21 protein-coding genes are annotated in these 24,170 nt (G+C 68.8%); 13 read left to right on the top strand and 8 right to left on the bottom strand.

What is annotated here, in order from left to right; all coding sequences use genetic code 11:
- Positions 1-91 precede the first annotated feature (91 nt).
- Positions 92-514 (top strand): hypothetical protein, encoded by a 423-nt coding sequence (locus HV783_RS02530; RefSeq protein WP_175188649.1) that lies wholly within the window; start codon positions 92-94, stop codon positions 512-514.
- Positions 515-626: 112 nt separating this feature from the next.
- Here the strand turns inward: HV783_RS02530 and HV783_RS02535 are convergent, their stop codons facing one another.
- From HV783_RS02535 to HV783_RS02545, 3 genes are all read right to left on the bottom strand, one after another.
- On the bottom strand, positions 627-1,421 hold the full coding sequence (locus tag HV783_RS02535; RefSeq protein ID WP_254603822.1) for a hypothetical protein: 795 nt from the start codon (positions 1,419-1,421) through the stop codon (positions 627-629).
- Positions 1,422-1,528: 107 nt separating this feature from the next.
- Positions 1,529-2,704 (bottom strand): GGDEF domain-containing protein, encoded by a 1,176-nt coding sequence (locus HV783_RS02540; protein ID WP_175188651.1) that lies wholly within the window; start codon positions 2,702-2,704, stop codon positions 1,529-1,531.
- Positions 2,705-2,846: 142 nt separating this feature from the next.
- Positions 2,847-5,012 carry a TonB-dependent siderophore receptor gene (locus HV783_RS02545; protein ID WP_254603823.1) on the bottom strand — a complete coding sequence of 722 codons (2,166 nt, stop codon included), beginning with the start codon at positions 5,010-5,012 and terminating at the stop codon, positions 2,847-2,849.
- Positions 5,013-5,271: 259 nt separating this feature from the next.
- Here HV783_RS02545 and HV783_RS02550 point away from each other — a divergent pair, with 259 nt between their 5' ends.
- The 4 genes from HV783_RS02550 (at position 5,272) to HV783_RS02565 (ending at position 8,548) form a co-directional block, all read left to right on the top strand.
- A complete protein-coding gene (locus HV783_RS02550; RefSeq protein WP_054502245.1) occupies positions 5,272-6,099 on the top strand; it encodes a DUF7822 domain-containing protein in 828 nt (275 codons plus the stop codon).
- A 163-nt stretch (positions 6,100-6,262) separates the two neighbouring features.
- Entirely contained in the window at positions 6,263-7,171 is a 909-nt protein-coding gene (locus HV783_RS02555) for a DNA/RNA non-specific endonuclease (RefSeq protein WP_162876671.1), read from the top strand.
- Positions 7,172-7,322: 151 nt separating this feature from the next.
- Complete coding sequence (locus HV783_RS02560; protein ID WP_254603824.1) at positions 7,323-7,730, top strand: EF-hand domain-containing protein; 408 nt, start codon at positions 7,323-7,325, stop codon at positions 7,728-7,730.
- A 179-nt stretch (positions 7,731-7,909) separates the two neighbouring features.
- Entirely contained in the window at positions 7,910-8,548 is a 639-nt protein-coding gene (locus HV783_RS02565) for a hypothetical protein (RefSeq protein WP_054502244.1), read from the top strand.
- A gap of 61 nt (positions 8,549-8,609) precedes the next feature.
- Here the strand turns inward: HV783_RS02565 and HV783_RS02570 are convergent, their stop codons facing one another.
- Positions 8,610-9,407, bottom strand: coding sequence for a hypothetical protein (locus HV783_RS02570; protein ID WP_054502243.1), 798 nt, complete (start codon positions 9,405-9,407; stop codon positions 8,610-8,612).
- A gap of 61 nt (positions 9,408-9,468) precedes the next feature.
- On the opposite strand from HV783_RS02570, the gene HV783_RS02575 reads away from it, so the two are divergent.
- Positions 9,469-9,951 (top strand): hypothetical protein, encoded by a 483-nt coding sequence (locus tag HV783_RS02575; RefSeq protein WP_064527076.1) that lies wholly within the window; start codon positions 9,469-9,471, stop codon positions 9,949-9,951.
- A gap of 16 nt (positions 9,952-9,967) precedes the next feature.
- Here HV783_RS02575 and HV783_RS02580 read toward each other — a convergent pair whose 3' ends face one another.
- On the bottom strand, positions 9,968-10,399 hold the full coding sequence (locus HV783_RS02580; RefSeq protein ID WP_064527078.1) for a DUF1801 domain-containing protein: 432 nt from the start codon (positions 10,397-10,399) through the stop codon (positions 9,968-9,970).
- A gap of 238 nt (positions 10,400-10,637) precedes the next feature.
- Between HV783_RS02580 and HV783_RS02585 the strand changes: the two genes are divergently transcribed.
- The 5 genes from HV783_RS02585 (at position 10,638) to HV783_RS02605 (ending at position 17,014) form a co-directional block, all read left to right on the top strand.
- On the top strand, positions 10,638-11,939 hold the full coding sequence (locus HV783_RS02585; RefSeq protein ID WP_054502240.1) for a UDP-N-acetylglucosamine 1-carboxyvinyltransferase: 1,302 nt from the start codon (positions 10,638-10,640) through the stop codon (positions 11,937-11,939).
- 75 nt (positions 11,940-12,014) lie between these two features.
- On the top strand, positions 12,015-12,809 hold the full coding sequence (locus HV783_RS02590; RefSeq protein WP_064527082.1) for an alpha/beta fold hydrolase: 795 nt from the start codon (positions 12,015-12,017) through the stop codon (positions 12,807-12,809).
- A 243-nt stretch (positions 12,810-13,052) separates the two neighbouring features.
- Positions 13,053-14,504 carry an NCS1 family nucleobase:cation symporter-1 gene (locus HV783_RS02595; RefSeq protein WP_054502434.1) on the top strand — a complete coding sequence of 484 codons (1,452 nt, stop codon included), beginning with the start codon at positions 13,053-13,055 and terminating at the stop codon, positions 14,502-14,504.
- A gap of 135 nt (positions 14,505-14,639) precedes the next feature.
- A complete protein-coding gene (locus HV783_RS02600) occupies positions 14,640-16,019 on the top strand; it encodes an HdeD family acid-resistance protein (RefSeq protein WP_064527084.1) in 1,380 nt (459 codons plus the stop codon).
- Positions 16,016-17,014 (top strand): Lnb N-terminal periplasmic domain-containing protein, encoded by a 999-nt coding sequence (locus HV783_RS02605; protein ID WP_175188652.1) that lies wholly within the window; start codon positions 16,016-16,018, stop codon positions 17,012-17,014. The genes HV783_RS02600 and HV783_RS02605 overlap by 4 nt, the downstream gene beginning before the upstream one ends.
- 61 nt (positions 17,015-17,075) lie before the next feature.
- Here the strand turns inward: HV783_RS02605 and HV783_RS02610 are convergent, their stop codons facing one another.
- Positions 17,076-17,738 carry a TetR/AcrR family transcriptional regulator gene (locus HV783_RS02610; protein WP_175188653.1) on the bottom strand — a complete coding sequence of 221 codons (663 nt, stop codon included), beginning with the start codon at positions 17,736-17,738 and terminating at the stop codon, positions 17,076-17,078.
- An 83-nt stretch (positions 17,739-17,821) separates the two neighbouring features.
- Between HV783_RS02610 and HV783_RS02615 the strand changes: the two genes are divergently transcribed.
- Positions 17,822-18,490, top strand: a complete 669-nt coding sequence (locus HV783_RS02615; RefSeq protein ID WP_175188654.1) for an O-methyltransferase — start codon at positions 17,822-17,824, stop codon at positions 18,488-18,490.
- A 14-nt stretch (positions 18,491-18,504) separates the two neighbouring features.
- Here HV783_RS02615 and HV783_RS02620 read toward each other — a convergent pair whose 3' ends face one another.
- Together HV783_RS02620 and HV783_RS02625 are read right to left on the bottom strand one after the other, a co-directional pair.
- Positions 18,505-21,189 carry a hybrid sensor histidine kinase/response regulator gene (locus HV783_RS02620; RefSeq protein ID WP_175188655.1) on the bottom strand — a complete coding sequence of 895 codons (2,685 nt, stop codon included), beginning with the start codon at positions 21,187-21,189 and terminating at the stop codon, positions 18,505-18,507.
- Positions 21,182-22,006, bottom strand: a complete 825-nt coding sequence (locus tag HV783_RS02625) for a response regulator transcription factor (protein WP_081273577.1) — start codon at positions 22,004-22,006, stop codon at positions 21,182-21,184. Before HV783_RS02625 ends, HV783_RS02620 begins: the two co-directional genes overlap by 8 nt.
- A 486-nt stretch (positions 22,007-22,492) precedes the next feature.
- Between HV783_RS02625 and HV783_RS02630 the strand changes: the two genes are divergently transcribed.
- On the top strand, positions 22,493-24,148 hold the full coding sequence (locus HV783_RS02630) for a ShlB/FhaC/HecB family hemolysin secretion/activation protein (RefSeq protein WP_175188656.1): 1,656 nt from the start codon (positions 22,493-22,495) through the stop codon (positions 24,146-24,148).
- Positions 24,149-24,170 lie beyond the last annotated feature (22 nt).

The raw sequence follows: 24,170 nt of genomic DNA on the forward strand, positions 1-24,170 counted from the left end.
CCCGCAGGCCTGGGTAACGGATGCCCCTGAACGGCGCGCGGCCGGGATCGGGTATCGTCTGAACCTGGCCCATCCGCCCGCGCCGTTCGCAATGCCCCAACGCCCCAACCTGTTCTCGCCCCCTTCCCGCCAGCGCGCCGCCCGCGCCAATTCACTGCTGTGGATCCTCGACCCGCTCGAGCGTGATCCCGGCTATCTGCGCCGCAAGATGTTCGGCTGCGACGCCGCCTACCTGGACGGCGCGCTGTACCTGGTGGTGGCCGACCGCGACATCCCCTGGAACGGCGTGATGGTGTGCACCTCGCATGACCGCCACGCGGCGCTGCTGGCCGATATGCCGAGCCTGCTGCCGCACCCGGAACTGGGCAAGTGGCTGTACCTGCCGCAGACCGACGAGGCGTTCGAGACGCTGGCGGCCCGGTTGGTGGAACTGGCGTTGGCGCGCGATCCGCGCCTGGGCGTGGCGCCCAAGCCGCGGGCGCGGCGGCGCAAGTCCTGGCGGGGCGAGGAATAAAGCGCGCCGGCGCGCCCTTGCGCCGCGCGGCATGCCCTGACGGCTGCCAACATGGCGACGGGCGTGAAATCATCCGAACGCTGCGGTGAAACGATAAAGCGGCCGAATTGGCTCACATCGATCCGGCCCGGACGCCAAACACCTCGCGCCAGGGCCGCGACAGCGCATCGGCGTCCGCCGTCGACAGGTATTGCGGCGCCCCCCGCGCCATGGCGGCGAACAGCAAGGCGTCGCTGGCCCCGTCCCACGGCGCCGCGAGCGACTCGTCGACCTCGCCGTCCTCGTCCACTTCGCGAATGAACGCGGCGTCGCCATCGACGGCCTGGGCGCGTTGCCGCAGCAGGCCGTGGATCTGCAGCAAGCCGCCATGCACGGGCGAACGCGCCCCGCCCCGACGGCTCGCGGCGGCCAGCACGCCATACCATTCCGATTGCGGCGGCGCATCGGCAGGCGTGGGGACACCCTCTTCGTCTTTCGACCAGCGCTCCCAGGCGCGACCGTAGCGGTCCCAGCCGTCGGCAGGCAGATCGGCGCCCAACGCCCGCGCCTGTTCGCGCGTCAGTTCGGGAATGCGGGCCAGGATGTCGACCACCGCCTCGCCGTGCGGGCCGAACAGCGCGCCCAGCGGCAGCGGTTGCAGCAGTTCGATCGCGGCGGCGCGCCAGTAGCCGGGTTGCGCCACCAGTCCGGACATGTCGCCCAGTTGTGTCACGCGCACGCGCCACAACTGCCCGGGCCAGCGGCGGCCCAGCGTCATGGTGGCAATGGATTGATCGACGACCAGCCAGGGCGGCTCGGCGCGCGCCAGGCGGACATGGTTGCCGGCGCGTTCAAGCGCCATGTCGGGATCGGCGGCGTCGAACCAGAAACCGTCGCGGTCGGAGGAAGCGGGCGTGGAAGTCGTCATGGCCGTCATTATCGGTCCAAAGCGTCGACGCAAAGCATAGGCCCGTCCCTGAACGGCCCCGGGCGTTTCGCCGCGCGGGCCGCGCCACTGGCCGCGACGGCGGCGCCTCAGTCCGCGGCGGCGCGCTCCGGCGCCAGGGCCGCTTCCAGCCGGTTGCCGCCCAGGGACTTGGCGCGATACAGCGCCAGGTCCGCACGCGACAGCGCATCGGCCAGCGGCGGCACGTCCTCGTCGAAATAGGCCAGGCCGATGCTGACCGTGGCGGCGATGCCCAGGCCGTCGGCCGGGTTGGCGATGGTGGTGGCGAAGCGGCGGGCCGCCGCCGCCCCCAATTGATGGGCGCGGCGGGCGTCATCGCCCGCCAGCAGCGCGGCGAATTCCTCGCCGCCAAGGCGCGCCAGGATGACCTGCGGCCCGAGCGCGTCGCGGGCCACGGTGGCGAACGCCGCCAGCACCAGGTCGCCGGTATGGTGGCCGTAGCGGTCGTTGATGGCCTTGAACTGGTCCAGGTCGAACGCCAGCACGGCGACAGGCTCACGCCCCGCGCTGGCCGCGATGAGGCGCGCGCCCTGCTCGAAGAACCAGCGGCGGTTGCCCAGCCGCGTCAGGTAGTCGGTCTGCGACTCGTGCACCAGTTGCACGTGGGTTTCCTCGCGGATCAGCTTGATCAGCGTCATCGGCAGCAGCACCGAATACAGCACCCCTTCGTACATGGTGATGTTGCTGGCCAGCAGTTGCACCCAGGGCCCCTCGGCGGCCACCCACCACGGCAGCAGGAAGGCGCGGCCGAAATAGATCAGCGCGTGCACGCCGGCCACCGCCACGGCGAAGTTGCGGGTTTTCGGCATCCCCATGGAATCGCAGCGCAGCAGTTCCCACGCGGTCAGGGCGCTGACGAGGGCGATGGGCAAGGCGCTGACGTATTTCCACACCACGTCCTGCCCCGGCACGCCGGCCGCCAGCCAGATCAGCGCCATGACCGCCAGCAAGCCCATCGAACGCTTGCGGTAATGGCGCCCGCTCAGCGAGGCGACGCTGTCCAGCACCAGCAGGTAACCGCCGAGGATCACCAGGTTGCTCAGCGGCGCGCCGATCGCGGCCGGCAGATCGGCGCGGAACAAGGCGCAGATACAGCCCAGCGCCAGCGTGCCGAAGCCGACCGCCAGGATGCCCAGCGAGCGGCTGCGGTGGGGGTGGGTTCGATACTCCCAGAACGTCAGGCCGGCACTGGCCAGCAGCGTCCCGATGGTAATGAAGTACAGGGTGAGGAGATCGACGTGCATCTCGGCCGGAAAGAGGTGGCACGCCAGAAGGAAATTGCGGCGGCGTTCGCAATTTTAGGGGGAAATCCGCCGCGGATAGGTGACGGGAAAGCGGTCGCCCGGGGTCATAAGTCCCCAATTTGACCGCGCTCCCGGCGGGACGTCAGAACCGGTAGGTCACGCTCCCGATCACCGTGCGGCGGGTGCCGAAGAAGCAATCGCCGCGGGCAAGGCAGGTACCCACGTACTGTTTGTCGAACAGGTTGGTGACGTTCAGCGCCAGGCGCATGGGGCCCGCGTCGTAGGCCAGCACGGCGTCATAGAGGGTGACGGCGGGCACGCCGTTCTGGCCGGTGCCGTCATCGCTGCTGCCGTTGTAGCGCACGCCCGCCCCCGCCAGGAAGCCCGGGGTTCCCATCACGCTGAAGCGGTAGTTGGCCCAGAACGACGCCATGTGCCGGGGAATGCTGGCCAGTTGGCGCCCCTGTTCGGCCGGCGTGCCCTTGGCCACCTTGGCGTCCAGGAAGGTGTAGGTGGCCACCAGATCGACATTGCCCAGCGACGCCAGCGCCTCCAGTTCGGCGCCCTTGGTGCGGGCCTCGCCCACTTGCACGGTGTCGGCAATGCCGTTGACCACGCCGGCGACCTTGCGGTTTTTCTCGGTCATGTCGAACACGCTGGCGGTGACCGTCAGGTTTTCGCCCGGCGGCTGGTACTTCAGGCCGGCCTCCCATTGCTTGCCGCGCAGCGGCTTGAACGCCTGGTTGGCACGGTTGAAGCCGGCCAGGCCCTGGAACGATTCCGAGTAGCTCAGATAGGGATTGAGGCCGGCCTCGGAGCGATACATCAGGCCAAAGCGCTTGCTCATTTCGCTGTCATCGCGCGACCCGGACGGCGTATCGTCCACCGACGCGCGCGAGCGGTCATGGCGCAGCCCCAGCATCAGCAGCCAACGCTCCCATTCGAGCTGGTCCTGCATGTAGAGGCCCAACTGGTTGCCGCGCGAGGTCGGCGCGCTGACCGTCGAGGTGGGCGGCGTGAAGTTGCCGTACACGGGGTTGTGCACGTCGATGGGCGCGACCGTGCCGCCCACTCCCTGGCGCGCATCCAGCACGGAGCGCTGGTAATCGATGCCGGTCAGCAGGGTGTGGCGGATCGGGCCGGTCTGGAACTTGAACTGGCCCTGGGTGTCGACCACGAACTGCTTGAGGGTCGGCTGGTTCTGGTAGATCACGCGGCGCAGCAGCGTGTCGCTGCCCGGCACCCAGCCGTGGCCGGCGCCGTTGAAGCCGGCGGTGTAGATGCTGCGATAGTCGACCTCGCTGTGCGTGTAGCGCAGGTTCTGCCGCACCGTGACGTTGTCGTTGAAGGCGTGCTCGAACTGGTAGCCCACCGCACTCTGCCTGGCGGTGTACTTGTCGAAGTCGGGTTCGCTGACGAAGAAGTCCTGCGGGATGCGGCCGGCCGGCGTGCTGGTGAGCGTGCCGCGCCACGGGAAGAAACCGACCATCGACCCGCTATTGTCTTTCTGGAAATTGGCCAGCAGCGTCAACGAGGTGGCGGCGCTGGGCCGCCAGGTCAACGACGGCGCGATGAAATAGCGATCGTCGTCGACGTATTTGACCGAGCTGTCGCTGTCGCGCCCCAGCGCGACCACGCGATACAGCCACTTGCCGTCTTCGTCGATCGGGCCGGTGAGGTCGGCCTGGATCTGCTTGCGATTGTGGTTGCCGTAGCTGACGCCGATCTCGCGCATCGCTTCGGGCTGCGGCCGCTTGCTGATCTGGTTGACGATGCCGCCGATGGCGCCCTGCCCGTACAGCATGCCCGACGGCCCGCGCAGGATCTCGATGCGCTCCAGCGCGTAGGGATCGGGCCGGGTGTTGTTGTAGGACCCCACGGCGTTGAGCAGGCCGTCGAGGTATTGGGTGGAATCGGTGCCGCGGATCTTGATGGAGTCGCCGCGATTGTCCGGCCCGAACGCGCCGGCCGTGACCCCGGCGGTATAGCCCGCCGCCTGCTGCACCGACTGGGCGCCCTGCAGCGTCATGCGATCCTGGGTGATGACGCTGATCGACTGCGGCGTTTCCATCACCGGCGTGTCGGTCTTGGTGGCGGTGGCGGCGCGCTTGGCGACAAAGCCCTGCACGGGGCCGACCGCGGTCTGTTCGACATCGCTGCCCGTGACGGTGACGGCGGGCAAGTGGACCTCGGCAGGGGCGGACTGCGCCAGGACGGCGCCCGGCAGGCCCAGGCCGAATACGATCAAAGGCAATTGCCGGGCCCGGAAATGCACCGGGCACCGGCGGGATGAAAGGCTTACAGCCATGGAAACTCCGCTCGCATGTGAATGGCAATAAGAACCAGTCTTATTACATGGTGAGGCGGAATTATAGTCACACTGTTTCAGCTAAATGCCAGGGACGGGCCGCCGCGCCAGAAATACCTGGTGGTAAATCGTGGCAGTCTGCAACCGTGCGCCAAGGCCGCCGCGGTTCAATAGCGCCACGCGGCGGCCTGCGCCGCATCCGTGCCGCGCCCTTCCCCGGAGCCGGCGTCCCGTTTCCCTTCCCACGCGCCGCGCCCCCATGGCCAACCGATCCTATCTCTACAGCCTGAGCAATCGACCCGCCGCCTACGCCGACCGGCCCGAGACCATCACCGGGCTGTCCGAATGGCCCTACGCGGTGCCGTTCTCGTACCGCCTGCTGATGTCGGGCGATCCACAGTTGTGCGCCTCCCTGATCTCCGACGGCCTGGATAACGACGAACCGGAACAGCGCACCCCGCTGCACGCCATCAGCAGCCGCTTCGAGCCGGGGCTGGCGCGGATCAAGCGCTTTGCCGACATCGTGCGGACGACCGTGGCGCCGGGCGGCGCATCGGCCCCCGCGCCCGCCGCGCAAGACGTGGCGCAGGACCCGGAGCCGTCACTGCTAGCGGGCCTGAAGCGCTTGTTCGCGCCGGCCCGCGCGAAGACCGAAACGGACACGCGGGCGCCGTCCGGACTGCTGGCGGCGCTGGACGAGACCATCGCCTTCCTGGAGGCGCATCGCAACGACTATCTGCTGCTGGAAACGGTCGAACTGGATCTGATGGCGGCAGCGGACAAAGCCGCGCTCAAGACCCAGGTGGAACGGGAGCTGGCGCGTTGCCGGCGCGCGGGCGAAGCGCTCGACGCCTTGCCGGCGGACCCGGCCGAGGCGGGCCGCCAATTGCTGGCGGCCACCCGCGAACGCGGCGCGGCGCCGCTGGACGCCTTCCATGGCCTGCGCCTGGATGACGGCTTCGACGGCGGCGGCAACCAGCGCGTGGATTACATCCTCGGGCTGGAATGGAGCGAGGTGCTGTACTTCGATCTGCACAACCGCGCGGAATTCGAAGCGCAGCGGCGGGAACCCGAAGCAGAGGCTTGATAGTCCGTGGATTGCCCGGCCCCGCCGAGGGGTCCGGGCCGGATGCGACATCATGTCCCTTCCGGCGCGGGCGCGGCGCGGCGTGACAAATCCGTCACTCATCTACAATCCGGGGTCACCTTGGCCGGCCCGCATGGCGGCCGGTCCGTAGCCCCCAGGTAGCATGACCCGCGCGAAGAAACCCGCTCCCAGAAAGAGAAGCTCCCCCTCCCGATCCCAAAGCCGCGCCGCCGGCCGCGTGCCGCGCTTCCTGCGCGCGCTGATCGTCACCTCGCTCGCCAGTTTCGGCGCCGCCACCTATGTGCTGCATCCGCAATGGAAGATGCCGGCGGCGGTTGGCGACATGCTGTCGCGCCTGGAATGGCCATCGCTGCAGCGCAGCGCGCCGGTGGCCCTGCCCGCGCCCAACGCGGCGCTGGTGCAGACCGCCTTCAGCGACTGTCCGCAGTTCTTCCCGAATGCCCAGCCGCCCGCGGTGCCCGCCGCGCAACGCTTGCGCGAAGTCTGTTTCTCCTCGTTCGCCATCCTGCACAACGGCTCGACCAAGACGCCGGTGTTCGTGGCCGAGCGGCTGAACCGCGAGAACCTGGCGCAGGCCAAGGGACTGCACCGCACCGACAAGTTCTACGCCGAGGCGCGGGTGCCGCGCGCCGAGCGTTCGGAGCTGGATGACTACCGCGGCTCGGGCTACTCGCGCGGCCACATGGCGCCGGCCGGCGACATGGCCACGCCCGAGGCCATGGCGCAGAGTTTTTCGCTGGCCAACATGGTGCCGCAGGACCAGAGCCACAATGCCGGCCCCTGGAGCCGCATCGAGCAGGACACGCGCCAGTATGTGATGCGGGCGGCCGGCGATGTGTACGTCTTCACCGGCCCGGTGTATGACGACCGTCCCAAGACCATCGGCGCCGGCGTGGCCGTGCCCACGTATCTATACAAGGTCGTGTACGACGCCACCACGCACCGCTCGTGGGTGCATTGGCAGGCCAACAGCGCCAGCACCAAGGCCGGGCCGCCGATCGGCTACGACGAGTTCGTCAAGCGCACCGGGCTGCGGCTGCTGCCGCAATAATCGCGGCCTGCACGCGGCCTGGCGCGGCGGATTGGTAACCGAAAGATTGCATCCGGCGCCGGCGTCGCCGCTTCAGGCAAAATGAGCCGCGCGCGGCCACGGCACGCCCCCGCCTGACGGCATGGCCGCCTTTCGGAGAACAAGGAGAATCATGAAACACGCCACCCTGATGGCCAGGCTGGTCGCGGCGATGCTGTTGACCGGCCTTGCGGGCAACGCGATCGCGGCGTCCGATACCGCCGCCGCCCCGGCCGCGGCCGCGAAAGCCGCCCCCGCCAAACCGGCCGCGCCCGACGCAGCCATCGAGCCCGCCAACCACGGCCCCATGAGCGAGCAGGAATACCTGACCCGCATGGAAGCGGCGTTCAACAAGCAGGACATCAATGCCGACGGTTATCTGACCCGCGGCCCGCTGCTGCAGGAAGCCACGCCCGAGCAGATCACCGCGATGGACACGGATGGCGACGGCCGCATCAGCAAGGCCGAATTCCTCGCCTATGCCCTGAAGAATTTCCAGGCCCGGCCGAAGTATGAAAAGAACCACTACGCCAAGCCGTGAAGGCACGCGCGGGCGGCTCCCGACGCCGCCTGCGCTGCCAAGTTAACGATTGGATACACAAGACGGAAATCGCAATTACCCCGTCGCGGCCACGTGCTAAGTTACGTCCCCAGTTGACGGCGCCACCGCCCGCGCGTCGGCGACAGCGCGCTTTCCCCCTTCCTTTCTTCACGACAATCATGCACAAGAACCAAGATCGCGCCCCGGCCCTGGCCGGCAAGAAACGGATAGCCGGCCTGCTGGCGCTGGGCCTGGCCCTGGCCACCGCGGCCTCCGCCACGCTGGCGGGCGATCTGCCCCCGCGCGGCGGCGCCGCTGCCCAATCGCAGGGCCAGACGCAGATGCAGACCCAGCAGCCGCCCGCGCAGAACGACGGCCGCCTGCCGCCGCGCGGTTCGGCGCAGACGCAGAGCCAGGCGCCGGCGCAACCCCAGGCCCAGGGCGCGCAGAAAACCGAGATCAAGGACCAGGCCGCCTACGAGCGACTGCTGCATAACAGCGGCATCAGCGTGCAATGGCTGTGGACCGACGCGCGCGGCAAGCTGAAGGCGGTGGACGAGAACGACGTGGTGCGCCTGGAAGGCGGCCACGCCAACGAAAATGGCTCGGTGACGATCAAGGGCCAGGTGCTGTCGATCTCGGCCGACCGCTTCACCTTCCGCGGCACCATCCTGATCGTGGATGCGCCGGACAAGGGCCGCCGCTGCGAACGCACCGGCGACTACGAGTTCCGCGCCACCGGCAAGCGCAAGTACTGGCGCCTGCAGCAGATGGAAGCGTGCGGCGGCCTGACCGACTACGTCGACATCTACTATTGATCGACGCGACGGCCTCGATGCGACGCCCCCGGCCTGCCACAGCAGGCCTGGCGTCCGCGTTTCACAGATGCCGGTGGCTGCATGCCATCGGCTGGTCGACCATCTGGCCGATCGCCCGCGCCAGCGCCTCGGCGCTGCCTTCTTCCAGGCAGTTGGCGCGGATCATGCGGAACCCCAGCGCCAGGCTGTAATGCCAGTCCAGGTCGAACAGATGGTATTCGCGCCCGTCCGCCGGGTTGCGCCAACGCACCGCCGGATCCTCGTACGCCACGCCGATGAAATCGACGTGCGAGCCGAACGGCGGCAATTCCTCCAGCCGTTCATCCGAGCCCGGCAGGCTCGGCACTTCAAGGTTCTCGCCCACGCCGACATACGGCTCGGCCCCCTCGTAGGCCAGCATCACCACGCTGAACCCGGCCGGATCGGCGTCGTAATGCGCGCGCTGCGCGGGGTTGAGCAGTGCGCGGGCCGCCGGCCCCAGGCAGCAATACGGGCCGCGCCAGTTGCTGCGCTCATCGTCGAGCGACGCATCAGGCGCGACGCCGTGCGCCGCCAGCAATGCCAGCGTCTCTTCCATCGTGTCGTGATGACGCACCGGGATATCGGGCGGCAGATGGCCGGCGGACTGATAGAGCGCGATCACGTCGCCGGTGGTGCGCAGGCCGTGGCGATACTGGAACGAGCCTTCCTTCAAGCGCGCCAGCCGATGGCTCAGGTCGTCCAGGGCCTCGCGCGGCACGCGATCGCCGCGCGGCTCCAGCAGATAGCCCTCGGCCAGCAGGCGCGTCTGCAGCGCCGGCCAGTCGGGCGGCGGCAGATGGGGGTAACGGGGAAAGATGAACTGGTGATGTTCGGACATCCGGGGCGAACCTCGTAATAGCGTATTCTCTGACGTTCAGGCAACAGCAAGGATATCTTGAATGAACCCGACCGTAATCAAGTGGCTGACCAGCGTCGGCTTTGGCCTGGTCATTGGCCGCGCCGCCTACGGCGTCCTCAACTCACTGCTGCAGATGGCCTTCGGGCTGGACCAGCCCGACGCGCCGCTCGACCCGGTGGCGCTGGACCGCATGTTGATCACGGGCAGTGTGCTGTGCCTCGTGGTGGCGGTGGTGGTGGCGGCGGCGCTGCTGCGCGTGGCCGACAACCGGCGCCGCATTGCGTGGGGCTGCCTGGTGCTGGGCGTGACGCTGCTGCTGACGCTGCTGGCCGCCCTGCCGGGAATGGACCTGGGCGGGCATGCCGCCGGATCGGCCGAGGCGCGCGACGCCAAGACGGCGCTCTTCTTCTGGTTGCTGATCTTCGGCCTGCCCTACCTGGGCGGCGGCCTGGCGCTGACGATCGGCGGCGCGGTCATGCTGCGCAAGTTCCGCTCCCCGGCGAACCGCGGCCCCTCGGCCTGAAAACGGGAGGCGCCGCTCAGGCCGGCTTGGCGTGTTTGCGGGCGGCGGCGGGCGCCTTGCCGCCGGCGGCATTGAGCGCCGCGGCGGCGCGAATCAACGCCGTCAGCGCCTGCGCGTCGATGGCCTCGCCCTCGCGGATGTCGATGGCGCGGCGGGCGTTGCCCTGCAGACTGGCGTTGAACAGGCCGGCGGGGTCGGGCAGCGCCGCGCCCTTGGGAAAAGTCAGCTTGACCGCGCGCTGGTAGGTTTCGCCGGTGCACAGGATGCCGCCCAGCGACCACACCGGCACCTGCCACTTCCACTCTTCGATCACGCCGGGATCGGCCGCAAGGATCACCTCGCGCACCCGCGCCAGCAACGGGCCGCGCCAGTCGTGCAGCTCGCGGATGCGGGCATCGATCAACTGCGACGGGGCGTGCGCGTTCGTGACGGACTTGGCGCTGGGCATGGCGATTCCCTGTGGGTGGCGCCGGGCGCGGCGCCTGCCGGTCTTTATACCGAAGCCGCCGGCATGCGTCCATGCGGCGGCGCGCCACGCCCTCCCCCGCGGCCGCGACGTCCGGTCACCCGGTTTGCAGTCTGACACCATTTCCCCTGAGCACGGCCAACGCCCATCGGGCCATGCCGGTACAATTTCCCCCGCGTTTTCCCCTAGCCGTCCCACCTGTCGTCCAAGCTCCTCACCCATGTCCAATCTCATCGTCCACGGCGGCACCCCCCTGCGCGGCCGCGTCATCCCGTCGGCCAACAAGAACGCAGTGCTGCCGATCCTGTGCGCCACGCTGCTGACCGACCAGCCGCTGCGGCTGCATGGCGTGCCCGACATCACCGACGTGCGCAAGATCCTCGACATCTTCCGCACGCTGGGCAGCGAAGTGCGGCTGGATGAAAGCACCCGCACGCTGGACCTGCACCACCGCGACACCACCTTCGACGCCGCCCGCCACCGCCTGCCGGAAGAGATGCGCTCGTCCATCATGCTGGTGTCCCCGCTGCTGGCGCGCTTCGGCGTGGCGCGGCTGGAAGACAACGTCAAGGGCTGCACGCTGGGCGTGCGCGAGATCGATCCGCACGTGGACATCTTCCGCTCGTTCGGCGGCGAGGTCGAACGCGCCAGCGGCTCGCTGCTGGTGCGCAGCGCCGGCCCGCTCAAGCCGACCCATCACTGGCTCGACTACGCCTCGGTCACCACCACCGAGAACTTCGTGCTGTGCGCGGCCGCCGCGGCCGGCGAATCGACGCTGACCAATGCCGCGTCGGAGCCGCACGTGCAGGAGTTCTGCCGCTTCATGACGATGATGGGCGCCGACATCGACGGCATCGGCACCTCGCGCCTGACGGTGCGCGGCGGCGCCACGCTGCGCGGCGGCGAGTTCACCTTCGAGGAAGACTTCCACGAGATCACCACCTTCCTGGCGCTGGGCGCAATCACCGGCGGCGACGTGGTGGTGCGCAACAGCACGCCGGCCAACTTCCCCCTGATCGACCGCACCTTCGCCAAGTTCGGCGTGAAGATCGTGCATGAAAACGGCTGGTCGCGCGCGCTGCGCGACGGCCCGCTGAAGGTGCAGACGCCCTTCACCAGCAACGTGCTGACCAAGGTCGAGGCCGCGCCCTGGCCGTATTTCCCGGTGGACCTGCTGCCCATCTTCATCGCGCTGGGCGTTTGCGCCCAGGGCAACGCGATGTTCTGGAACAAGGTCTACGACGGCGCGCTGGGCTGGACCGGCGAGCTGTCCAAGTTCGGCGCCCACGTGTTCTCGTCGGACCCGCACCGCGTCATCACCTTCGGCGGCAATCCGCTGACGCCGGCGGTGGTCGAAAGCCCCTACATCATCCGCGTGGCGATCGCGCTGTTCATGATCGCCAGCAGCATCGAGGGACGCTCCGAGATCCGCAACGCCACCCCGATCCGCCGCGCCCATCCGCGCTTTGTCGAGAACCTGCGCAGCCTGGGCGTGCAGGTCGAATGGACGGCCGAGGAATAGCGCGGGCGGTTTTCTATAATCCCGCGATTCCTCCAAACGGCGCCACGGCGCCTTTTTGCTTCCCAGGATCCCTCCATGTCGTCGATTGCCAGCCAGGATGTCCATGTGCCCACCCCGCAAGGCCGCCTGTTCGCGCGGCGCTGGGATCCGGCCGGGCGCGATGCGGACGCGGCGCCGATCGTGCTGCTGCATGATTCGCTGGGCTGCGTCGAACTGTGGCGCGACTTTCCCGAGCGCCTGGCCCTGGCCACCGGCCGCGCCGTCATCGCCTATGACCGGTTGGGCTTCGGCCGCTCCGATCCCAACCCCGCCACGCTGGCCACGGGCTTCGTCGAAGCCGAGGCCGACGGCGGCTTCCAGGACCTGCGGCGGGCGCTCGACATCGGCCCCTTCATCGCCTTCGGCCACAGCGTCGGCGGCGGCATGGGCATCTGCTGCGCGGCGGCCCATGCGGCCGATTGCCGGGCGCTGATCACCGAGTCGGCCCAGACCTTCGCCGAGGACCGCACGCTCGACGGCATCCGCGCGGCGCAACGCAACTTCGCCGAACCGGGCCAGTTGGACCGCCTGAAGAAGTATCACGGCGACAAGGCCGCCTGGGTCCTGAGCGCCTGGGTCGACACCTGGCTGTCGCCGGCCTTCGCGCACTGGAACCTCGATGACGCGCTGCGCCGGGTGCAATGCCCGGTGCTGGCGCTGCATGGCGAAGAGGACGAGTACGGCTCGTCCGCCCATCCCGGCATCATCGCGCGCCTGGCCGGCGGCCGGCAGGCGCTGCTGGAAAACTGCGGCCACGTGCCGCACCGCGAGCAACCGCACATCGTGCTGGACCTGACCAGCCAGTGGCTGCGGGGCGCGCTGCCGGGCTGATCCCTCCGGCCCTCGCCGGTCCCGACGCCACGCCCTGGCGCCGCCCCCACGGCGTCCGCGCCTCCCGCCCGCTCCCCGCACGCGCCCACCGGAAGGGAAAACCCCAGGGGCGATTTGGCGCAAAGGTTGTATACACTCTTTGCACACCATAGTACGCGCCAGGCTCCGTCCAAGTGTTGCTGCTGTATTGGTCGGCCCGGCTTCCTTTACGGCCATGCCCACACGTGGGTCAGGGAGCTCGCCATCGATATCCGAAATCCGTCGCCCGGTCTCTACAACGAGGACCTGGCCCCCACCAAGGAGCGCCGCTGGGGCGCCTTCAGCATCTTCAACGTCTGGACCTCGGACGTGCACAGCCTGTGGGGCTACTACCTGGCCGCCAGCCTGTTCCTGCTGTGCGGCAGCTTCGTCAACTTCCTGATCGCCATCGGCCTGAGCTCGCTGGTGATCTTCTTCCTGATGAACCTGATGGGCTATGCCGGCGAAAAGACCGGCGTGCCCTACCCGGTGCTGGCGCGCGCCTCGTTCGGCATCTGGGGCGCCAACCTGGCGGCGCTGGTGCGCGCGGTGGTGGCCTGTTTCTGGTACGGCGCGCAGACGGCGGCGGCCTCGGGCGCCATCGTGGCGCTGCTGGTGCGCAACGACAGCCTGCTGGCCTTCCACCAGAACACGCAATGGCTGGGGCATTCGGGGCTGGAGCTGATCTGTTACGTCGGCATCTGGGCGCTGCAACTGCTCATCATCCAGAAAGGCATGGAGACCGTGCGCCGCTTCCAGGACTGGGCCGGCCCGGCGGTGTGGATCGCCATGCTGGTGCTGGCCGTGGGGCTGTGCGTGAAGGCCGGCGGCTTCAGCCTGGACCACGGCATCCCGATGGACGTGCTGCTCGACAAGACGCGCGACGCGGGCGTGAACGGCGCGCCGGGCAGCTTCTGGGCGCTGATGGCGGTGGGCGCCACCTGGATCACCTACTTCGCGGCGCTGTACCTGAACTTCTGCGATTTCTCGCGCTATGCCCGCGACAGGCAGGCCGTCAAGCGCGGCAACCTGTGGGGCCTGCCGGTGAACCTGGTGGCGTTCTCCCTGGTGGCGGGCGTCACCACCATCGCCGCCTACAAGGTCTATGGCGAAGTGCTGCTGCACCCCGAGCAGATCTCCACCAAGTTCGATAGCTGGGTGCTGGCGCTGCTGGCCGCCCTGACCTTCGCGGTGGCCACGCTGGGCATCAACGTGGTGGCGAATTTCGTGTCGGCCGCGTTCGATATTTCGAACGTGTTCCCCAAGCGCATCGACTTCAAGCGCGGCGGCTACATCGCGGCGCTGATCGCGCTGGTGCTGTATCCGTTCGCGCCGTGGGAAGGCGGCGCGGCGCACTTCGTCAACGCCATCGGCGCCACGATGGGGCCGCTGCTCGGCATCATCCTGGTGGACTATTACCTGGTGGCCAAGGGCCGCATCAATGTCGCGGCGCTGTACGACGAGCACGGCGAATACCGCTACCAGGGCGGCTGGAACATCAACGCGCTGATCGCCACCGGCATCGGCAGCGTGTTCTCGACCATCCTGCCCAACTTCACCGACCTGCTGCCGGCCTGGTGGGCCACCTACGGCTGGTTCTTCGGCGTGGGAATCGGCGGCGGCGTCTATTGGGTGCTGGCCACGCTGCGCCCGCGCGCGGTCCCGGCCCTGGCCTGACGCGTCCTTGCCCGAGCCGGCCTCCAGGCGCCGGCGCGGGCAGCCGCGACTCGACGACCGGGCCGCGCTCGCGGTACCCTGCATGCGATATCCGCCCTACGTGGCATCGCACCCTTGCATGGAGACTCCGCCCCCATGAGCCACCTGGTTTTGCTGCTGCTCGGTGTCGACTATCTGCACAAGCGCGCCCGCGCCCTGATGATCGGCGGTTGGCTGATGCTGGCCGCCGGCGCGTTCGTGTTCATCGACGCGCTCGATAATGCGCTCTACTTTCCGCTGAATTTCTTCGCCGCGCTGCTGGTGGTCGAAGGCATCGCCACCCTGGCGATCGCCAAATCGGGGGTCGGCGGCCAGCGTGTGCTGCGCTACACCAAGGGCGTGTTCGTGCTGGCGGCCGGCACGCTGGTGCTGGCGGGCCAGCACCACGGGCATTTCGTGCTGTCGATGATCTTCGGGCTGCTGTTCCTGGTGGACGGGCTGATCCAGTGCATCGCCGCCTACGTGGTGCGCTACCAGCGCTGGCGCGTGGTGTTCGCCTCGGGCGTGGCCGAGGTGCTGCTGGCAATCTTCTTCTTCCAGCCCTACCCCACCCACTACGTCGGCACGGTGCCGTACTGCATCGGCCTGTTCCTGGCGATTTCGGGTGTGAAGCTGCTGTGGCTGGCGCGCCGCGTGCGCAGCCTCGATGCCAACCCGGCGCTGGCCGCCAATCCCGACCCCGCCTTCATGCCAACGCGCGCCGACGGCCCGGCGCAGAAAGTGTTCGATGGCCCGCCCCAGGCCAGCGAGCGCGCCCTGACCGTGCATGTATGGACGCCGTCGGGCTCGGCCAGGACCGAGACCCGCCACTACCCGGTGGTCGACCGCTACATCGCGGCCGTGGACATCAATGGCGTCGTGTCCACCGGCCATGCCGCGCTCGAATCGCCCGAAGGCATCTACATCAGCCTGTACCCCGCGGTGGAAATCGACCACTCGCCCGAACAGTTCGGCACGCTGCTGCGCGCCACCGCCGACAACAACGTGCCCGGCGTGTACCAGCCCGACTACGCCACCGAGTCCCAGGCCTGGTGCCCGTCGACCATGCAGGTGCGCATCCGCAATTACGACGCGGCCAAGCTGGCGGCCTTCTGGGACGAATACCGCAAGACCGAGATCTACAACCTGACCCACCGCAACTGTTCCAGCTCGGTCTCGGCTGCGCTGGAAGCGGCGCTGGATGGCGTGGTCGGCCGCCTGCATGGCCCGGATGCCGGCTGGGGGGTGATGTGGCGCCTGCTGTTCACGCCCGAGCTATGGGTGGCGGCGCAGATCCGCAAGCGCGCCCTGACCATGGCCTGGACCCCGGGCCTGACGCTGGACTATGCGCGCGCGCTCAGCATGCTGGCCGACCCGCGCCCGTTCGGCTGGTGGAAGATGTCGCAGGCGGCGCTGCGCCAGATCGCCGCGCTGCGCGCCGGCTGGCGCCGCCAGGACCGCGAGGCCGTCGCCCGCAACGCCCAGACCCAGTCATGACGGGGCTGCTGGCGGCCGTGGTGATCGCGGGCGCGCTGTGGGGCGCGCTGGCGCTGTGGTTCCAGTCGCCCGGCGGGGGCCGCGCGCGCTTGCTGGCGCCGCTGGCCTGGCTGGCACTGGCCGCCGCCGCGCTGGCCGGATTGGCCTGGGGATATCGGTTGCCCGCGGCGGTGTTCGCGGCAATGCTGCTGATTCTGCTGGCCTGGTGGATCTGGGGCATGCGGCCATCCAACGATCGCGACTGGATGCCGGAAGTGGCCCGCACCACCTACGGCGAGGTGGACGGCGACCGCCTGACGCTGCATAACGTGCGCAACTTCGACTGGCGTTCGCGCACCGACTTCGACGCGCGCTGGGAAACCCGCCGCTACGATCTGTCGAAGCTGGCCTCGGTGGACCTGGCGCTGTCGTATTGGGGCCGGCCGGCGATCGCGCATGCGCTGGTGTCGTTCGGGTTCACCGATGGCCAGTACGTGGTGTTCTCGGTGGAAATCCGGCGCAAGCGCAATGACACATTCTCGGAGATCGGCGGATTCTTCCGCCAGTACGAATTGTCGGTGCTGGCCTCGGCCGAGGAAGACAGCCTGCGCGTGCGCACCAACGTGCGCGGCGAGGACGGCTACCTTTACCGCGTGCGCATGCCGGCCGGCGCGCCGCGCAAACTGCTGCTGTCGTACGTGGAAACGGCCACGCGCCTGCGGCGCCAGCCGCGCTTCTACAACACGCTCACGGCCAACTGCATCACCATCGTGTACCGGCTGGCCGACAAGATCGTGCCGGGCCTGCCGCTGGACTACCGCCTGCTGCTGTCCGGGTACCTGCCGGAATATCTGTACCGGCTCGGGGCCCTGGCGGGCGCGGACAGCTTGCAGGCGTACCGCGACGCCGGCCGCTACACCGACCGCGCCCGCGCCACGCGGGACGCGGCGCAGTATTCGCGCAACATCCGGCGCGGCGTGCCGGGCGTCGCGCAACCGTCGTCGGTGGAACAGTAATGGCGTCCGCCTCCCCGGCAGTTGTACGCAATGGCGCGAGAGACAGCCTCCCCCTTGCAGATTACTTGGCGGCACGCCGGCGCGGCTGTCGACTGTCGCCCGCCAGGCTCTCGAGATACGCGCACAGCATGTCGGCCAGCGCGTCCGCGTAGGTCTCGATCTCGGCCTCGGTGCGCGGGCTTTCCGAGAACTGCTTGCCGACGGCGCTGAGCGTGTGGGTGATGAGATCGCCGGCCAGCGCGCGGGTGGCGTCGCTGGCCTGAGGCAAGGCCTCGCCGAGAAAGGCGAGCACGACGCGGCCGCCCTCTTCCTTGGTGGCGCGCGCCTCGGGCGCATCGCGGTACAGCGGCGCGGCGTCGTTGAGGGCGACGCGCATCACGGCCTCTTCGCATTCCGAGCGCACGAAGGCATGCACCAGGTTGCGCAGCCGCCGGGGCGGCGCGTAGCGGGTGTCTTCGAGCAAACGCCGCAACAGGTCGGACGTCTGCTGCCATTCCTGCGTCTGCAGGCGGTACAGGATGGCGGCCTTGTTGGGGAAGTATTGATAGAGCGAACCGATGCTGACGCCGGCCTTCTCGGCCACGCGGGCAGTGGTGAAGCGCGTGGCCCCCTCCTTGGCCAAAACCTGAGCCCCCGCCTGCAGGATGGCCGCGACCAGCTCGGCAGAACGGGCCTGCTGCGGCTGTTTTCTCTCGGAAAGCCGGGTGCTGCGGCGTGTGGTCATGGCGGCGCGCGAAATGCGAATAGGGAAATGCGACGAATTCGTCGTATTCTAAACCGGAGCCCTCCGACTGGAAACCCATCACCATGACCAACACCCTGACTTCCGCGCCCCTGGCCTCGCTGCTCGACCGGCTGTTCACGCAGGCCGACGCCTCCTGGGCCAATGCCGGCCCCGCCCTGGCGAACATGTCCGACGCCGAACAGTCGCGGCTGATGCGCAGCAAGACCGAATACCGCGAGTTCTACGGCCGCATGAAGGACCTGCCGCTGGCCGTGTCTCCCGAGACCGGCACGCTGCTGTACATGCTGGCGCGCAGCACACAGGCCCGTTCCATCATCGAATTCGGCACCTCGTTCGGCATCTCGACGCTGCACCTGGCGGCGGCGCTGCGCGACAACGGCGGCGGCCGGCTGATCACTACCGAATTCGAGCCTTCCAAGGTCTCGCTGGCCAGCGGCCACCTGGCCGAAGCCGGCCTGGCCGACCTGGTGGAACTGCGCCAGGGCGACGCGCTGCAAACGCTCGCCACCGGGCTGCCGGACCGCATCGACCTGGTCCTGCTCGATGGCGCCAAGGCGCTCTATTCGGACGTCCTGGCATTGCTGGAGGACCGCCTGCGACCCGGCGCGCTGATCGTGGCGGACAACGCCGACCATTGCCCGGAATACCTGGCGCGGGTGCGCTCGCCGGCGTCGGGCTACCTGTCGACGCCCTTCGGCGGCGACGTGGAACTGTCGATGCGGCTGGGGTAGGACGCGGCGCCGGCTCACGCCACCGGCATGCGCTCGCACAGCTCGCCGATGGCCGCGAGATCGCCCAGCCGCGCCAGGCGCTGCACCTGCTGGCTGAAATCCGTAAAGGCCGGATCGCGCGCCTGCACGGCGCGCGCCCAATCCATCAGGTCCGAAATGCCGCCGATGTCCAGCAGGCGCCGCACCTGTTCCAGTTCGGCGCGCGACAGGCGCGGCATCGGCGACGGCGCCGGGGCCGGCTCGCCGGCCGTCGAAGGCATCGGCAGATGCAGCAGCCGGCCCAGCAAGTGGCGCAGCTCAACCAGATTGATGGGCTTGAGCAGGCTGGCGTCATAGCCAACGCCGTCCAGGGCCGCGGTCTCCTGCGGCGTGGCAGATACCGCCACCACCGGCAGGTCCGGCCAGCGCGCGCGGGCCGCGCGCAGCACGGCCGAGCCGTCGGCGCCTTCCATGCGGTGATCGGTCAGGATCAGGTCGGGCCGGCGCGCGTTATCGGCCTGGATGCGCGCCACCATGCCGCGGCCGTCCGCCTCGCTTTCCACCTGGAAGCCCAGGCTGGCCAGTTCCTCGACCAGGAACTCGCGGATTTCCGGCGTGTCCTCGGCCAGCCAGATGCGACGCCCGGATCCGTCGAGCTGGGGCAGCACATGCGCCGCGGCGGCGATGTAGTGATGCGACACGCCCGATTCGTCCACCTGCCTGACCGGCAGCGACACGCTGATGGTGGTGCCCTGGCCGACTTCGCTGTCGACGTGGATGCGGCCATTCATGCGCTGCACCCATTGCTGGACGATGGCCAGGCCTAGCCCGACGCCGGGCTGGCTCTCGGCCGCGCCCAGCCGCTGGAACGGTTCGAAGATGTGCTGCCGGTCCGCGGGCGCGATGCCGCACCCGGTATCGCGCACCGACAGCGTCAACCAGCCCGTGGCTTCGCCCGCGCCTGGAGCGGCATAGTCCGCCGTCAGTGTCAGCACGCCGCCGCGCGTGAACTTGGCGGCATTGTCGATGAGATTGGACAGCACCTGCCGCACTCGCTTGCCGTCCATCTCCAGCACGGCCGGCAGCGCGTCCGCCACCCGCAGCTCGAAACGGTTGTCCTGTCGCGCCGCGATCGGCGCGGATTCCTTGGCCACGGTGTCGAGCAAGGCGTGCACGTACTCGGGCGCCAGGCGCAAGGCCTGGCCGTCCGCGCCGGCGGCGTAGTCGATCAGGTCGTTCACCATGCCCAGCATGTGGTCGGCGCTGCGGCGGATGACGGCGCCGCGCGGCGCGTCGTCGCGGCCGCCGGCCTGGATCAGGTCGGCGAAGCCGATGATCGAGGTCAGCGGCGTGCGCAGGTCGTGGCTGATGCGCGCCAGGAAGTCCTGGCGCACGCGGCCGGCCTCGTCGGCCAGGATCAATGCCGCCTGCAGCGCCTGGGTGCGCTCGGTGACGGCCTGATCCAGTCGCTGGTGTTCGCGTTCGCGCGCCTGCGCCAGTTCGCGCTGGGCCGCCAGCCGTTCCTGGCGATGCTGGCGCGAACGGCCATGCAGCAGCACGGCCAGCATCAGCGACACAGACAGCAGATCCCAGGCGACTTCCGGCCCGCCGATCCAGCGGCCCGGCAGCAGGCCCTGGATATAGGCCACGCGCAGGAACAGGCAGGAACAATAGATCGCAAACGACAGCAGGAAGATGCGCGCATTGGCATGGCCGCGGCGCCAGCCGTCCGCCATGGACACCAGCCATACCAGCGCCCACAGGAAGATCAGCCCGATCAGCGCCTGCGCCGCTTCGCGGTAGTCGCCCAGCGCGGCCCAGACCGCGCCGGCCACGCCCGCGGCGATCAGCGCCAGATAGACCCGGCGCCAGATGCGCACCCGATGCAGGTCGGCGAACAGCATCGCCATCAGCCCGAACAGCGACGCCGCCAACGTCGCCAGGACGCTGGGCGCGCGCAGCACCAGTTCGCCGCCGCCGGTCAATACATACCGATACAGCAGCCCCTGGAACGACAGGCTGTAGAGGATTTCGACGAAGATGGCGCAGGACAGCAGCAGGTAGACCGGATCGCGCTGGGCCGCGCCCAGCACCCCGGCATACAGGCCCACCATCATGAGCGCGCCGATCAGCAGCGCCACCACCATGGTGTTGCGCTGGGTCACGCCGACGAAGGCCGCGGGCGTGCGCAGGGTGGGCTCCATGCTGATGGCCGAACGGCTCTGCACCCGCACCAGCACCGTCATGCGCTGGCCCGGTTCGAGCCGCAGCGGCACCACGGACACCGTGGCCGGCACCTCGCGCCGCGCCAGCGGCTCGCGGTTGCCCGCCAGCAGAATGCCGGAAGGCTGCCGCTGCCCCGGCGCGAACAGATAGAAGCGCACGTCCTCCAGCCGCGGCACGCCGAACGAAAGCCAGCGCTCCTGGGCGCGGTCGGAGGTATTGCTGACCTCCAGCCTGAGCCAGAACGCCGAGGCGGAATATCCCCGGTTGAGCCAGCGGGCGGTCACCGGCTGCCAGGCGCCGTCCAGGACCTGGCTGGCATTCTGATCGCCGGCCTTGTCCTCGATGCCCCGCAGCTCGCCGACCAGCGGCAGGGTGCCGCCCACGGTGCTCAGATCGATCACGGGCTGGGCATCCTGCCCGCGCGCGGGCAGGCTCAGGCAGGACAGGGCCAGCCACAGCAACCAGGCCAGCCAGCCCAGGCGACGGTCAGGCATGGGGATCCTGCTCCTGGCGCAAGGCGGTGGGCGCCATGCCGAAACGCTCGCGGAAAGCGGTGGAAAAATTGCCGCGGTTGCCATACCCCACCGCCTGCGAAATGGCCTGGATGTCCAGGCCGGTCTCGCACAGCAGGCGGCGCGCCTCGCGCATGCGCTCTTCGCGCAGGAACTCGAACACGGTGGTGCCCGCGCAGCGGCGGAAAGCCTGGTTCAACCGACGGGCGTTGGTGCCCAGCGCCTGGGCCAGGGCCACCAGCTCGGGCGTGTGGTCGAGCCGTTCGCGCAGCAGCTTGCGCGCGGCGCGGAACAGCACGCCGTCGAGCGACGCGCCGGTGGCGGCGGACGACGCCCCGTCCTCGGCCGGCTTGGCGGGCGGCGTCGCGGCCAGCACGGGCGCCACCCGCAGATGTATCAGCAGGCGCAGGCGCACTTCCTCGAAATCGAACGGCTTGGCGACGTAATCGACCGCGCCCGCCGACAGCCCCGCCACCCGCTCGGCCGGCAGGGCGGCAGCGGTCAGGAAAATGATCGGAATGGCGCGCGTGGCCTGATCGGCCTTCAGCAGCCGGCAGGCCGCCAGGCCGTCGCAGCCCGGCATGTTCACGTCCATCAGGATGATGTCCGGCTGCACCAGTTGCGCTTTGCGGTAGCCGTCGTTGCCATCCTCGGCCACGTAGACCCGGCAGTCCTGGCTGGTCAGGAAATCCACCAGCAGCATGCGGTCCTCGGGCCGGTCCTCGACGACCAGCACGCGCAAGCCGGCAAGCTGGCCCGGGATAAGCGGATGGGAAGCGGCGTCATTCATGCCGCGCATTCTTTCATGCCGAGGCAGGGGCGCGTTGGTAACAAGCGACGAAACCGTGCCGGGTTTGTGAATATTTTTCCTTTTGGCAAACGTGCCGTGCATTCCGGCAAACCTCTCAATCGCAATCATTATTCACACATGATAGTGTTTGTTACATTGAGCAATCTGCCGGAAGGGTGGGTTCTTCGTCGACCCGAACCACCGCAACGCCTCGCGATGACCACATCCCGACGACACCTGGACACCACGCCGGCACGCTCCCTCTTCTGACGCATCCGCAAGGATGCCATTGCCCGGCCAAGAATCCCGCAGTGTCGGGGAGTTGTAAAGAACTTTAGAAATTCCGTTTATTGATGTTTACGAAATATATCAAATAGCTTCGTTTAATTCTGATTGTAACGAATCATCACTTACGTATCCATGCGCCGTCCAGCCCAACCCCGCCCCGCCGTCCTCCGCCAGCCCCCTTTCTCCCTACGCGCCGGCTTTGCCGCCGTGGTGCTGGCGCTCGCCGCCGGGCCGGTTGCCGCCCAGAACGTGCAGTTGCGCCTGCCGTCAGGCGCCGAACCCGGCCGCCAGTTGCCGCAACCCGTCCTGCCGGAAAGCGCCCCCGCCGCACCGCCGGTGACGGTGCAGCAAGGCGGCGCCACGGAAGCGCCCGCCGGCGCCGACAAGCTGACCTTCACGCTGACCGACATGCGCGTGGAAGGCGTGACCCGCTACCCGGCCGATTCGCTGCGCCCGCTCTACCAGGGGCTGGTCGGCAAGACGATCACCGTCGCGGACGCCTTCAAGGTGGCCAACGAGATCGAGCTGCGCTACCGCAACGACGGCTACGTCACCACGCGCGTGATCGTGCCGGCGCAGACCATCGATGACGGCCGCTTCCGCATCATGGTGGTCGAGGGCTACATCGCCGACGTCAAATATGACGGCGACATCGGCCCGGCGCAGGCGGCGGTCGAGAAGCTGGTGCAGCGCCTGCGCGGCGTTCGTCCCATCAACGTGGCGGAAGTCGAGCGCCAGTTGCTGCTCGCCAACGACCTGAACGGCCTGACCGTGCGCGCCTCGCTGGAAGCCTCGCCCACGGAAGTGGGCGGCTCGGTGCTGGTGGTGCGCAGCGAACGCAAGGCGGTCGACGCGCGCCTGGGCATCGACAACCGCGCCTCGCCCTACCTGGGCTGGAGCGAAATGACCGGCCAGGTCACGCTGAACTCGTTCGGCGGCCGCGCCGACAGTCTCACCCTGACCGGCCGCGTGGGCTTCCCGGCCTACCGCAGCAAGGCCGTGGGCGCCAACTACAACATGCTGGTGTCCGACAGCGGCACGACGGTCGACGTGGCCGCCAGCTACGCCAAGAGCGAGCCGGGGCGCGAACTGGCTCCGTTGAACGTCGCCAGCGACGTGCAGGCCTATTCGGCCACCGTCACCCATCCGCTGATCCGGTCGCGCCTGGAGAACCTGCGCGCCTTCGGCATGCTCGACGTGCGCAACGTCGCCACCGACATTGTCGAAACCCCCTTCACGCGCGACCGCCTGCGCGTGCTGCGCGCCGGCCTGAGCTATGACCGCACCGACAGTTGGAATGGCATCACCGCCGTGCGCGGCACCGTGCACCAGGGCCTGGACGCGATGGGCGCCTCCAAGGAAGGCAACGAGCTGGCCTCGCGCGCCAAGGGCCGCCCGGACTTCCTCAAGCTCACCGCCGAACTGACCCGCCTGCAGCAGTTGTCCGACCGCTTCAGCCTGGTGGCCACCTTCGCCGGCCAGTACAGCGCCAGCCCGCTGCTGGCCAGCGAGGAATTCGCCCTGGGCGGCCCCAACTTCGGCCGCGGCTACGACGACGGCGAAATGTCGGCCGACTCGGGCGTGGCCGCGTCGCTGGAACTGCGCTATGCCATCTCCACCGACCGCTTCCTGCCCAGCGGCGCGCACGTCTACACGTTCGTGGACGGCGGCCACATCTGGTCGCGCAGCGAAAGCGCGCCGCTCACGCGCGCCAAGCTGTCCTCCTACGGCGCCGGCATGCGCGCCAACCTGACCAAAAATCTGTACGCCACGATCGAAGTGGCCAAGCCCATGAGTTCCGACGTCCTGACCCAGGGCAACAAAGATCCCCGCGTGTTCTTCAGCCTCTCGGCCCAGTACTAATCCGCGACAGAAAAGCGACCGA

Origin of the sequence: Achromobacter dolens, from assembly GCF_902859745.1 — a bacterium.
In the GTDB taxonomy this organism is placed as follows: domain Bacteria; phylum Pseudomonadota; class Gammaproteobacteria; order Burkholderiales; family Burkholderiaceae_B; genus Achromobacter; species Achromobacter dolens.